Origin of the sequence: uncultured Gimesia sp. (genome assembly GCF_937919775.1) — a bacterium.
Lineage (GTDB): Bacteria > Planctomycetota > Planctomycetia > Planctomycetales > Planctomycetaceae > Gimesia.
In genome coordinates, this window is the sequence record NZ_CALFPF010000014.1 from 1 (window position 1) to 13,988 (window position 13,988).

Consider the following 13,988-nt stretch of genomic DNA (forward strand, 5'->3'; position numbering starts at 1 on the left):
TCCGTATGCAAAGTGCTCAGGCAGAACTGAAACATTATGAGAGCAAAGAGGGCACTGCGAAATCAGTGATCTTCATCTACCTGCCGGGGGGAGCCGCACATCAGGAAACATGGGACCCGAAACCATATGCCCCTGTTGAATACCGCGGGCCGATGAATTCCATCGATACCAATGTCTCCGGCGTTCGTCTGAATGAAAAGCTGGCCAAAACAGCACAGATTATGGACAAGCTGACAATCTGCCGTTCAATGTCACATGGCGAAGCAGCTCACGAACGGGGAACACACAATATGTTCACCGGCTATCGTCCCAGCCCCGCTCTGCAGTTCCCCAGCATGGGAAGTGTCGTGACACACGAATTCGGTCCTAAGAACAACATGCCACAATACGTGTGCATTCCCAACCAGCCCAACGAATTCGCCGGTACGGGATACCTCAGTTCCTCCTATGCACCATTCAGTGTGGGAGCAGATCCTGCTGCCAACGGTTTCAAAGTGCGTGACCTCAATCTGCCCGGTGGCGTTGATAATAATCGGTTTACTCGTCGTCGCTCTCTGCTGGACTCGGTTAATGAATACTTTGTGACCAAAGAAAAATCAGATTCTCTGGATGCAGTCGATACTTTCTACAAGCAAGCCTACGACATGGTCTCTTCTAAAGCTTCCCAGGAAGCATTCGATCTGGAAAAGGAAGATGCTAAAGTTCGTGATGCTTATGGTCGTAACCAGGCTGGCGCCCGGATGCTGCTTTCCCGACGCCTCGTTGAAGCGGGTGCCCGCTTTGTAACTATGACTTATGGTGGTTGGGATATGCACGACCAGATTCAGAACGGCATTACAAACAGCCTGCCTGCATTTGATCAGGCCTTCGCGACTTTGATTTCCGATCTGAGTCAGCGTGGGCTTTTACAGAGTACTTTGGTCTGCATCTGCAGTGAATTCGGACGAACACCGAAGATCAACGCCACAGCCGGGCGTGACCATTGGCCAAAAGTTTTCAGTGTCGTCATGGCCGGCGGAGGCACTAAAGGGGGACATATCTATGGTGCTTCTGATGCCATCGCCAGTGAACCAGAGGATAACCCACTGTCAGTCATGGACTGGGCAACGACAATCTACCATTGCCTGGGAATTGTCTCTGATAAAGAATTAATGGCGCCTGGTGACCGCCCCATCGAAATCGTCGATGGCGGAAAAGTCATTAAGGACCTGCTTGTCTAACCAGACATTCATAGATGATTGAACCAGTTTTGTTAGCACGAGTCCAATTTTCCCGTGCTAACATTTCTGTTTAAGCTAAAACTGATACTTGAACATCAACATTTCCAAGGGGGGGAACCGTGATGCTGCAGAAGTACAGATCTGTTTGCACCGGCATTTTGACCATCGCACTTAGCGTATTCATCGTGGATCTTGCCGGGGCAGGTGACCCAGGCTTGAACTACGTAAGTCCCCGCGGCGGACAACGTGGCACGGAAGTCAGTCTCACTTTCATTGGAGCCCGATTATCCGATGCGGTCGAAATCCTTTCTTACAAAAAAGGGTTCGAGTTTAAGGAAATCAAGGCTGACCCCAAAAACGCCAACATCTGCACCGCCATCGTCAAGATTACTCCTGACTGTGATCTGGGTGAGCACACCTTTCAGGTTCGCACCAAAAGCGGCGTTTCAGATTACAAAACATTCTGGGTCGGACAATTCCCGGAAGTGGCAGAAAAAGAGCCCAACAGCGAATTCGAAACACCTCAACCCATTGAACTGAATCAGACCGTGACCGGCGTTGTTCAAAATGAAGACGTTGATCATTTTGTAGTGACAGCCAAAAAAGGACAGCGCATCTCCGCAGAAATCGAAGGCGTTCGTCTGGCGACTACGGTTTTTGACCCTTACATCGCCATTCTCGATGAAAAGCGTTTTGAATTAAAAGCAGAAGATGATCTGCCGCTGTTGAGGAATGATTCCGCTGTTTCAGTCATTGCTCCTGCGGATGGAAAATATACGATCCTGGTTCGCGACAGTTCCTACGGCGGCAATGGCGCTTCGTTCTATCGCCTGCATGTTGGGACTTATCCCCGCCCCACGGCCGTTTACCCGGCAGGTGGCCTGTTGGGAGCAAAACAGAAAGTCACCTTCAAAGGAAATACGGTCGAGAACCTCGTTCAGGAATTCCAACTGCCAGATAAACCCAACGCGGAATTTGAACTGTTTGCCTCAGATGCAGGGGGCAGTGCTCCCTCCGGGAACGTTTACCGCCTGTTCCCGCATGATAATTCATTTGAGCAGGAACCCAATAACGAATTCAAACTGGCTTCAGCAGCAGTGCTCCCCAATGCCTTTAATGGCATCATTGAAACCGAAGGGGATATTGACTTCTTCAAGTTCCAGGGGAAAAAAGACCAGACACTGGAAATCGAATGTTATGCCCGACGCGTCCGATCCCCGCTTGATCCCGTCATGGTGCTTTACAACGATAAATTTCAAGGGCTTGCCTCGAATGACGACGCCCGTGGGCCTGACAGTTACTTCCGTTACAAATTTCCGGCAGATGGCGACTATTATCTTTCGATTACTGATCACCTTGCTCGCGGCGGGGCCGATTTTGTCTATCGCATCGAAATGCTTCCCGTTACAGCATCACTGGAACTGGGTATTCCCCGAAATGCGCGTTATTCACAAGAGCGACAGCGGATTGTGGTTGCCCGTGGCAATCGTTTTGCTGTCGTTATCAGCGCAACACGGGGTAACTTCGGAGGAGAAATTGTGCTTGATTCGCAGAATTTCCCCAAAGGAGTCACCATGGTTGCCGAGCCGATGGCTGCCAATCTAACAACGATGCCCGTTGTCTTTGAAGCCGCCGCTGATGCTCCCGTGGAAGGCAAGTTAATCGAATTCAAAGGGCGCCACGCTGACCCCAATCAGAAAATTGAAGGCGTCTTTACTAACCGGGCAGATCTGGTGCGTGTACGCAATAACGATCTGCTCTGGATGAAAGATGTGGCCCAGATCCCCATTGTAGTGGTGGATGAGCTCCCCTTCACGCTGAATATTGTTGAGCCGAAAGCACCACTGACGCGTAATGGCTCCATGCAACTCAAAGTGGTTGCAACACGCAAAGAAGGATTCGATGAACCAATTACCCTGCAATTCCCCTTCCGTCCGCCGGGAGTGGGAGCTGCCAGTAATGTCACAATCCCCAAAGGACAAAATGAAGTTTTCTATCCTCTGAATGCCAACGCAAATGCAGAAATGAAAAAGTGGAAGGTGTTTGTCCTTGGCTCTGCTAATGTAGGCGGTACTTCCTGGGTTTCTTCTCAGTTAGCTCCACTGGAAATCACCGATTCTTTCGTGGATCTTGAACTGGCACGTACTGCCGTCGAGCAGGGAAAAGAAACAGAAATCATCTGCAAAGTCAGCATGAAGAACCCGTTTGATGGCGATGCAAAAATCAAACTGGTAGGGCTACCTCCCAAAGTCACGACAGAAGATATTTCCTTCAATAAAGAAAGCAAGGAACTCATCTTCAAAGTTAAGACAGACCCCACTTCACCGGAAGGACGGCATAAGAGCCTGTTCTGTCAGGTGGAAATCCCCATGAACGGCGAGACGGTCGTACATACCACCGGTAGTACGGAGCTCCGGATCGACAAGCCGCTCCCGCCTAAAAAGGACGAACCGCCCAAGCCAGCAGAGCCTGTCGTGAAAAAAGAGGAGCCCAAAACAGAAGCCCCTCCCAAACGTCTGACCCGGCTGGAACAACTCCGGTTAGAAGCCCAGAAACGTCTGGAATCCGGTACAAAATAAGATTTTATTAAAAAGTTCGCTCAGTTTCTCCATTATTGGAACTCAAACTTTAATCACCTTCATCAACTAAATTCTGTTGACGAAAAAAGGTTTTCGATTATGTGGCGTCATCAAATATTTGTTCGTAGTTTTCTCTCTCTGATCTTCCTTGCCAGTGGACTCTCTCTCTCCGTGGCAGAAGATAAAGCACAGCCAGCAAAACCGGCTCCCGCAACACCGGCGGAGACAAAACCAGCGGCTACCCCGGCTCCGGCCACACCCGCTCCGGCTACCCCGGCTCCGACCACACCGGCTCCGACCACACCGGCTCCGGCTACACCTGCTCCGGCAAAACCGGAACCACCAAAGCCGGCAGAACCCAAACCAGCGCCTGCGACAGCGCCGACTCCCACACCGGCTCCCCCAAAACCAGCGCCAAAAATGGTGAAATTAAATGTGTATCCGCAGAACATTCAGCTGACAACCAGCCGTGATCGGCAGTCGATCATCGCCCAGGCAGTCTTTGATAACGGTCTGACCCAGGATGTCACCAGTCAGCTACAATTGAAGGCGGCACAGGAAGGTCTCGTCCGTTTTGATAAAACGACGGTTTATCCGGTCGCTGATGGCGAAACAGATCTGATTGCCAGTTTTGGTGGCGCTGATATCAAATTGCATACAAAGATCGTCAAAGCAAAAGAAGATCGTCCGATCAGCTTCACCCTGGATGTTATGCCGACCTTTATGCGTGCCGGCTGTAATACGGGAAGCTGTCATGGTGCAGCCCGTGGAAAGGACGGTTTCCGACTCTCACTTTTTGGATTTGATCCCAAAGGGGACCATGAGCGTCTGACGCGTGAACTGAGCGGACGACGCATTAATCTCAGTCTGCCTCAGGAAAGTCTCCTCCTCGAAAAATCCATCGGTGCTGTTCCTCATACCGGTGGTAAACTTTACGAAAAAGATTCAGAACACTATCTGGCAGTACTTCGCTGGTTACAGGCTGGTGCTCCCTATGACGCAGGCGTCATTCCCACGGTGACCAAAGTGGAAATTTACCCTGAAGGTGGCGTGCTTGATGGAAAAGATACCAAACAACAGGTCTCGGTGCTCGCCTATTATTCCGATGGCACTACCCGCGATGTCACTTCGCTGTCCTCGTTCTCATCAAACAATGATAACTCTGCCACGATTACAAAAGATGGTTTGATTACTGCCAACAATCGCGGTGAAGCATTTATCATGGCCCGCTTCGATACTCACACAGTCGGATCACATTTCGTTGTGTTGCCCAAAGGACTCAATTTTGAATGGCCTGATATTCCTGAGTACAATTATGTGGACACGCTGATTCACAACAAACTGAAAAAACTGCGGGTCATTCCATCCGAGGTCTGTTCTGATGCGGAATTTCTGCGTCGTGCCAGCCTCGATATTTGCGGTATCCTGCCCACGATCGAAGAATTTAATCAGTTTGTCGCCGACAAAGATCCCAAAAAACGAGACAAGCTCGTTGATAATCTGCTGAACCGCAAAGAGTTTGTGGAAATCTGGGTTATGAAATGGTCAGAGCTATTACAAATCCGCACGCTCAATAATGTCATCAGCTACAAATCCGCTTTGCTCTATTACAACTGGCTGCAGGAACGGATTGCTTCCAATGTACCCATTAACGTGATGATTCAGGAACTGCTTGGTTCTACCGGCGGTACCTTCTCCAACGCGGCAACCAACTACTACGAAAATGAACGCGACACGCTCAAAGTATCTGAAAATGTCGCCCAGGTCTTTATGGGAATGCGTATTCAGTGTGCCCAATGCCATAATCATCCGTTTGACCGCTGGACGATGAACGATTACTACAGCTTCGCTGCTTTCTTCTCACAAATCGGCCGCAAAGGGAGTGAAGATCCACGTGAGTCTATCATTTTCAACCGAGGCAGTGGCGAAGTGCAGCATCTGGTTGACAAACGCGTAATGAAACCCAAGTTCCTGGGCGGCGCGGAACCTGATACCAAAGGCAAAGATCGTCGCGTCTTGCTCGCACAATGGCTGGCCTCTAGTGAAAATCCTTACTTTGCAACGAACTTGAGCAACATTGTCTGGGCTCACTTTTTCGGCAAGGGAATCATCAACGAAGTGGATGATGTCCGGGTCAGTAATCCTCCCGTGAACCCTGAATTGATGAACGAGCTTGCCAAACGCTTTACCGATTACAACTATGACTTCAAAAAACTGGTACGCGATATCTGTACTTCACGCACCTACCAGCTTTCGACGCAGACAAATCCTTCGAATGAGCGCGATCTGACCAACTTCTCTCACGCACAGCCACGACGCCTGCGTGCAGAAGTGCTGCTGGACTGCATCAGCCAGGTCACTGATGCTCCAAACAAGTTTCGTGGACTGCCTCTGGGCGCCCGTGCCGTTCAGATTGCTGATGGAAACACTTCAACCTACTTCCTGACAACCTTCGGCCGCGCCAAGCGTGATACGGTTTGTTCCTGCGAAGTTCGTATGGAACCCAGCCTTTCACAGGCATTGCACCTGTTGAATGGCGATACCGTGAACAGCAAAATCGTACAAGGCAAATTTGTCGAGACCAGAATCAAAGCCGGCAAAAAGCCTCTGGAAGTGATTGATGAAATGTATATTTACTGCCTCACACGCAAACCAACCGATAAAGAATATTCTTCGTTGGTTCAAGTGCTTGATGAAAACAAGAAAGATGAGACCAATACATTGAATGATGTATTCTGGTCATTATTGAACTCGCGAGAATTCATCTTTAATCACTAAAACATGAAATAGACAGTGATTCAGCAACTTTGGGGAACTTCAAGACAAAGCCCGCTTTTAATATGGTCATGACTATGAAAAACGTATTCTCTGTTAACTGGTGTCAACAGTTCTGCAAACTGTTCGTCGTTGCCGGTTTGATCGCCTCCCTGATGTCAACAGCACTGATCGCTGAAGACAAAAAGCCGGCAGACCCCAAAAAACCGAAAATCACGTTCGACGAACATATCAAGCCGATTTTTCGCGCCAAATGTTTCGCCTGTCACAACACCGACAAAAAAGCATCCGGCCTGGATCTGACTAACTATACCGGTCTGATGCAGGGGGGCGCTGCTGGAGAATCCATCGCAGCCGGAGACGCGGGTGGGAGCTATTTATACATGCTGGTGACTCATGAATCCGAACCGTTTATGCCGCCGAAAGCCGATAAACTGCCCGATAATGAACTCGCCTTAATCCAGGAATGGATTAACGGTGGTGCTCCGGAAAATGCCGGCAGCAAAGTAGTAATTAAGAAACCAAAAGTCGATTTCGCGCTCAAGGGAGCGTCCTCAGGCAAACCTGCGGGACCTCCTCCTATGCCTCCCCGTTTAACGCTGGAGCCGATCGTTCACACCAGTCTCTCAACTGCAGTGACGACCTTAGCCACAAACCCCTGGTCTCCTTTAGCCGCTGTAGCAGGCCAGAAACAGGTGTTGCTTTACAACACGCAAACGCTGGAATTATTAGGAATCCTGCCTTTCCCGGAGGGTGTGGCCAAGGTCCTGAAGTTCAGCCGTAACGGCAGCCTGCTATTGGCCGGTGGAGGACACGCTGGTGCCAGTGGTCGTGTCGTCGTCTGGGACGTCAGAACGGGAAAACGCCTGTTTGAAGTAGGTGATGAGCTGGATTCCGTTTTGTGTGCGGACATCAGTTCCGACCAGAAATTTATCGCCTTGGGCAGTCCCAGCAAAGTCATACGCGTTTACTCCACCAGCAATGGGGAACTCGCGTATGAAATCCGCAAACACACCGACTGGATGACCTCACTTGCCTTCAGCCCGGATTCCGTGCTGCTTTGTTCGGGCGACCGTAATGGGGGAGCCTTTGTCTGGGAAGCAGCTACAGGCAGCGAATACCTGACACTCAAAGGGCATAACGGAATGATCACAGGAATTTCCTGGCGTTCTGATTCGAATATTGTCGCCACCAGCAGTGAAGATCAATCAGTCAAACTCTGGGAACTTGAAAACGGAACGAACATCAAGTCCTGGAATGCCCATGGCGGTGGAACAGCGTGCGTTGAATTCGCCCGCGACAGTCGACTCGTCACCTGTGGCCGTGACCGTGTCACAAAAATCTGGGATCAGGCTGGAAAACAATTGATTGCACTCCCTGCTTTCGCAGATATTGCTGTCAGCGTGACCATTTGTGATGAAACAAACCGCGTGATTGCCGGCGACTGGACCGGAAAAATCAAAGTCTGGAATGCAGCTGACGGAAAAGAAGTCGGCGAATTAACTGCGAACCCGTTAGAATTAGCTCAGCGTCTGGCGTTAGCCACTGGCTCCCTGCAAACCACTCAGGCAAGTCATCAAACACTCTTAGCCGCTGCTCAGGCTGATCAGGCTGCGGTCAATAAAATTAATACAGACATCGCTGCCACGCAGAAACAGCAAACCGATCTGCAAACTAGTTTAAACGGCCTCAATGCGAATCTGGCAACGGCTCAGAAAGCTTTAACAGACGCGCAGGCCAGTGCCACCAATTCCACAAATCAGATTGCAGCGCTTGATGTACCATTACCGGCGATCAAAGAAGCACACGCAAAAGCGGATGCTCTCAGTAAACAAATCGCCGGCGATACAGATCTGGCAGAAGCGGCAGTGAAACTCAAGGCAGCAATTGATAAGCGGGAAGCAGCCAAAGCAGCAGAGCAGAAAAACCTGGCGGTTCATCAGGCAGCGATTAAAGACAATCAACAAAAGATTGCCACATACACTCCGCAAATCAAGCAGACCACAGACGCAATCAATGCCGCTATTGCCAAAATAGCTGAGCTTCAGAAAACATTGAAACCTGCCACTGACAAAGCCACTGCTTCACAAAATGCAGCCAATGCCGCAGCGGCAACTTTAGCAGCAGCGCAAAATGAAGTGAAACGCTGGCAGGCAGAAATCGAATTTGCAAAAAAATTCAATGAAGCCCAAGCCAGCGCGTCCAAATAAGTCAGCTCCTGATTCACGACTAAGCCCTCGACCATTTGTTCGAGGGCTTTTTTATTGGGTAATGCTGTCTAGACAGTCGCCTGGTTCGCAAGGTCTCAGATGACCGGATCCAGAGTCATGCATTCGGGACGATTCGCTCATCGAAGATCTGATCTATTTCCAATTTCATTCCAAATAACTGACCGAACACTTTTAAACGTAAGCACTTGCCAGCAGACTCACGACAGCAACACCGGGCCACATTTTGTGAGCCAATTAACTTTCCCAAGACAATCTGGTAGCAGGAACGCCTGATTTCATTTGAATTCAAAAGTTTCCCCCACCTTCGTACCTGTGATCGAAATTGTCGTCGTCTATAATGAAACGGGGTCTCTGACAATCTATTTTTCTTTATCTAATCAAATTGAGTTTTCCTGATATGTCCCAGCGTGTTGTATTGGCAATGAGTGGCGGCGTCGATAGCTCCGCAGCCGCTCATTTATTACTGAAGCAGGGTTATGAAGTGATCGGCCTGTTCATGCGGTCCGGAGCCACTGAGGAAACCGCCTGCGCGATCGACGATAAAAACAGTTTGCCCGTACTGAATTTGAAAGCACATAAGCAGGGTTGCTGCTCGGCCAGTGATGCCGCCGACGCCCGTCGCGTCGCCGATATGCTGGATATTCCCTTCCATGCCCTCAACTTCAAAGACGCTTTTGGCCGCATCAAAGATTATTTTGCTGATGAATATCTTGCCGGTCGTACGCCTAACCCCTGTGTGATGTGCAATAACTGGCTCAAGTTTGGTAAGCTCTGGGAATTCGCAGAACAGGTGGGCGCGTCATACATCTCGACCGGCCATTATGCGCAGCTAAATACGATTCCCGGCGAAAATCTGCCGGCACTGGTGCGCGGTCTCGATCGATCAAAAGACCAGTCCTACGTTCTGTTTGGTATTAATCCGAGTTTACTTGATAAGATTATTTTTCCCGTCGGCGGGTTCGTCAAACCGGAAATTCGCGAACTGGCGGGAGAAGCCGGCTTGCGAACTGCCAATAAACCCGACAGCCAGGAAATCTGTTTTATCCCCGACAATGATTATTTCGGATTTCTCAATCGCTATCGCGGCGAACAGGAAACGGCCGGTGAAATGGTTGATACTCAGGGTAACGTCGTCGGACATCACACGGGCTATGAAAATTATACCATTGGCCAGCGCAAACGACTGGGAGTCGCTTTTGGAACTCCACGGTTTGTGATCAAGATTGAACCCGAATCGAAGCGCGTGGTAATTGGAACCCGTGAAGATCTGGCCCGCAGGACATTGGACGCCAATCGCAGTAACTGGCTGATTGAAAGTCCCGGCTCTGAAATCCGCTGTCAGGCACAGATCCGCTATCAGCACAAAGAAGCAGACTGCACGGTCAAAATTCTGGATGAAGAGCGATTCCACGTGACCTTTGATGATCCGGAATATGGTGTTGCGCCAGGTCAGGCCGTCGTGCTTTATGATCAGGACCGCGTGTTAGGCGGCGGCTGGATCATGTAAGCGGAACCGATCAGGCGGCGGCTTCCGCTTCGATTCTGTCACGATTGTGCCGCTTTTTACCGCGGTTGCTTTGCCTGTCGTCAACGTCATCGATGCTCACGGAATCGGAGGCTTGTTCACGATTGGAAATCCAGGTCAATAGCGCGGGCAGTGTAACCAGCGAAACAAACAGGCAACAGGCCACGCCAACGACCAGCACCAGACCAACACTATATAACCCGCGATGTGTGGCCACCATCATGCTGCCGAATCCAATCATGGAAGTCAGCGAGGTCATCACAATTGCATTGATCGTGCTGGGTGAAGTCTTATAGGCACCGCGTTTCATTCGATAATCGTGAACCACGTGTACGCCGTCATCAACTCCAATACCCAAAATCAATGGCAGCACAATCAGGTTTGCCGGATTGAGGTCGATCGATGCCATCGCCAGAATTCCGAACATCACAACGCCGCCCACGACAGGGGGCAGCATTGTCAGGAACATATGGCTGACACTACTTCGATCCAATACAAATGCAACGCCGATACACATCACGAGAAACATGCCGATGGCAGCTTCGACACTGATGGGGGTCCCACGATTAAACAGAATAAACCAGGTACAAGCAGCAAGAATCACTGAAGGAGTCATGGCCATTGCGGCATGACGGCGACTTAAATAGTCAATCAGCAAAACCACACAAATCACGGCAAGAGCATAAACTGAAGCGGTCTTGTAACTGATTTTGATCTGCTGCGCGGCTTCATAATTTTGTAACGGTGTCCCGGTGACATCTGGATCAACAGAACGAACCTCACTCACGAATTGCTCCAGCGGTCCAATATCCCAGATCCGGTCACGGGGATAAATCTGAATCAGCCATTTTCCTTCCGCACTCACAAAGCGAGAAGTCAATGAACGGGGAAGATCGGCAAAGCGCACAGGCGTCGAATCAGAAGCACCACGCAAGGCTTTAAATTGACCTAATAATGAAGCTGTCGTACGGTACTGAAATTCATCCAGAAACCGCGATTGTTGTTCCAGTGTCATCGATTCAAAGCGGTTCAGAAACTGGTCAAGTACACGGGCTGTCGACTGAGCCATCGGATGATTGTAGCGGGACAATAACACATAAAACTGTTCCAGCTTGCGTCCGATCATTGAAGGATTGAGCCGACTGACAGGTGGGGTATCATTCGGCAAGTTCGCCAACTGAGCCTGGAATGACTGGACCAGCAGATTGGTCTCATGCGACGGATGAGCGGGAACACGCGAAGCCAGTTCTTCCACATGTAACACGCTGGGTAATGCTTCAAACTTTTTGCGAAGTGCACGGGCTGCTTCGGGGTTATCTGCTACCGAAACCGCAAACAACAGCGAGTTCTGCGCGTCGTTAAAAATACGTTTCTGGACTTCAACCGATTCCAGGCCGGCAGCCTGCAAATTGAGGAGATTGTAATCATAGACCACTCGCGACGACCAACCCTCGTCCGTTTTCTGGACCATTTGGCTGGCACAGAAAGCGACTAATGCCAGAGAGCACAAAGCCACACCACGGGGAAACCGCAGAATCATTTTCTGCAGCCATTTTCCCTGAAAGGGGGTTGGCATCTGTTTGACTTCAACATCTCGATCAGCTCGTGACAAGAGTGCCGGCAAAACAATGAAGGTGGCAAGAGCACACAGCAATATTCCTCCGCCACCAATAAATCCCAGCTCAGCAATCCCGAGAAAGGGGGTGAGCCCTGCACAATAAAAGGCCAAAGCCGTTGTCAATGCAGCAGTAACAATGCCGGGGCCCACAGTACGGGAAGTTTTGAGCAACGCGGGTTCTAGGTCGACGCCTCGGTGACGTAACTCGATGTAACGTGCCAGGTAATGAATGCCAAAATCAATACCTAATCCAATCAGGATCACAGCGAAGGAAACCGAGAGAATATTCAGATGCCCAATCGTCAATGTCGTATATCCAAAAGCCCACGCCATACCTGCTGCAAGCATAATCAGTGTCAGGATCGGGTGCCGAAATCCGCGAAAGCCGATAAACAGTAACAACCCGACACCTAAACAGGAGATGATGGAAGCATTGATCATATCTGCCTGCGACTTGCGCATTTCATCGTTTTCGAGCACGGGAATACCGGTCAGGCTGATTTTTACTTCGGGATTTTCGGCTGCCACTTCACCAATGAGGCTCCGCATTTTTTCAATCGCCTGAGTGGCGCCGTCAAATCCGTTTTCCTGATGCACGGGAAAGACTTTAAGAAAGCCCATCGTCCCGCTTTGGTTCAAGAGGTAAATCACTTCCTGTGAGCGTTCGCGCATGCGTTCATTCACGGGAACGATGGAAGGCCAGGGAGACTGAAAATCACTCTGGTCAGCCAGGAAACGTGACATGCTAGTCGAAAGAATTGCCGCATGGTTGAATAGCGGTTCCAGATATTTATCGCTGTCAGCGCCACGGTAACTGGCAGACCTCGATTGAATCTGATATCGCAGTCGATCATAAAGCAAATCAACCTGCGTTAGATCCCAGCGCCCGTTACGATAAATCGGCCCGTATTCGTCCAGCCGATTCAATCCCACCTGCAATTGCCGGGGTGTCAAATATTGCAAACCCTTGGATGGCAGATCGCCGGGATTGATTTGATAGAGGGGATTTTCAAACAACTCGGGATGCTGCTCGATTCGTTTTCCCAATGTCCGCAGTACAAATTTAATGTTCTCGGGAGTATCTGATTCGACAACGCATACCAGATCGGAAGAACTGCCAAAGCTTTCCGTGTAATTAATCCATTTTTTATGAAACGCGACGGTGGGATCAATCAAATCAGCACGGTCTGTTTTGAATTCCAGACGGAAGACTGTCAGCAACACACAACCTATCGAAACAATGAGCGCAAACGCCAAGCTGAATTTGGAATGGGTGACCACAAACTGGGTCATCGCAGCCAAAGTTTCGCTGAGGAATGATCGTTCCTGATTGTCGGATGAGAGATTATCCACAGAACACTTCCGTGTGTTACTTAAGTCGATCTCTTGTTCGATCTTAACTACCGGGCAGAAGTGAAGGGATCGAGTAAGTGAGAGCGTTTACCGTATTATGAAACAAATGATTTTACCGCAATCTCCGTATTGCCAGCAACAGGAATCTTATCCGTATCAAAGAGGTAAGTCTATTAATATCAAATCTTTAATACATCGAAGATCAAACCCTGTAAGATCATCTTTAGCCTGTGTCCAGGTTTACTGTAGCGTCTCCAGGGCCATTTGGACCGAGTATCATAGAACGAGAGACGCTATGGTTAAATGTGATGCGATCTAGAATATATGCTATCGAGGAGGAATCTCCCAAAAAGAAGTACGTATTTTGCCCGATAACAGGTGATTCATCGGCAATCCGGTCTTCCTTGGATCAACTTTCTCTGGCAATCGGTAGAAACCTGACTGAAAAATCCGGCAGTTCAGCAAACTCTGAAAAAGGTTTGATTTCCGTAACTCGTTTGAAATTGCCTGATTAAACATAATTGCACAGTATTCAGGGAGCCTGTTATCGGCATTTTACCGAATACGGCTTGACCCCAATTTCAAAATTTCATAAAAAACCTGCCCCATCGCAATGGTTGGGTGGCAAGCCTTAGCTTCCCAATATTGCACACTTCACATTACTCTTTCAAATACCCCTCTCAAAGA

At 49.5% G+C, this 13,988-nt stretch carries 6 protein-coding genes; 5 read left to right on the forward strand and 1 reads right to left on the reverse strand.

Annotated features, from left to right (window positions below):
* The 5 genes from Q0294_RS00300 to mnmA form a co-directional block, all read left to right on the forward strand.
* On the forward strand, window positions 1–1,220 hold a 1,220-nt coding region (locus Q0294_RS00300), incomplete at its 5' end, for a DUF1501 domain-containing protein (protein ID WP_299459440.1).
* 215 nt (window positions 1,221–1,435) lie between these two features.
* Window positions 1,436–3,799 (forward strand): PPC domain-containing protein, encoded by a 2,364-nt coding sequence (locus tag Q0294_RS00305; RefSeq protein WP_299459442.1) that lies wholly within the window; start codon window positions 1,436–1,438, stop codon window positions 3,797–3,799.
* 99 nt (window positions 3,800–3,898) lie between these two features.
* A complete protein-coding gene (locus Q0294_RS00310; RefSeq protein ID WP_299459443.1) occupies window positions 3,899–6,577 on the forward strand; it encodes a DUF1549 and DUF1553 domain-containing protein in 2,679 nt (892 codons plus the stop codon).
* 74 nt (window positions 6,578–6,651) lie between these two features.
* On the forward strand, window positions 6,652–8,784 hold the full coding sequence (locus Q0294_RS00315) for a c-type cytochrome domain-containing protein (protein WP_299459445.1): 2,133 nt from the start codon (window positions 6,652–6,654) through the stop codon (window positions 8,782–8,784).
* Between the two features lie 418 nt (window positions 8,785–9,202).
* Window positions 9,203–10,312 (forward strand): tRNA 2-thiouridine(34) synthase MnmA, encoded by a 1,110-nt coding sequence (gene mnmA, locus Q0294_RS00320; RefSeq protein ID WP_299459447.1) that lies wholly within the window; start codon window positions 9,203–9,205, stop codon window positions 10,310–10,312.
* A gap of 10 nt (window positions 10,313–10,322) precedes the next feature.
* On the opposite strand, the gene Q0294_RS00325 is transcribed toward mnmA, so the two are convergent.
* On the reverse strand, window positions 10,323–13,301 hold the full coding sequence (locus tag Q0294_RS00325) for an MMPL family transporter (RefSeq protein WP_299459449.1): 2,979 nt from the start codon (window positions 13,299–13,301) through the stop codon (window positions 10,323–10,325).
* Window positions 13,302–13,988 lie beyond the last annotated feature (687 nt).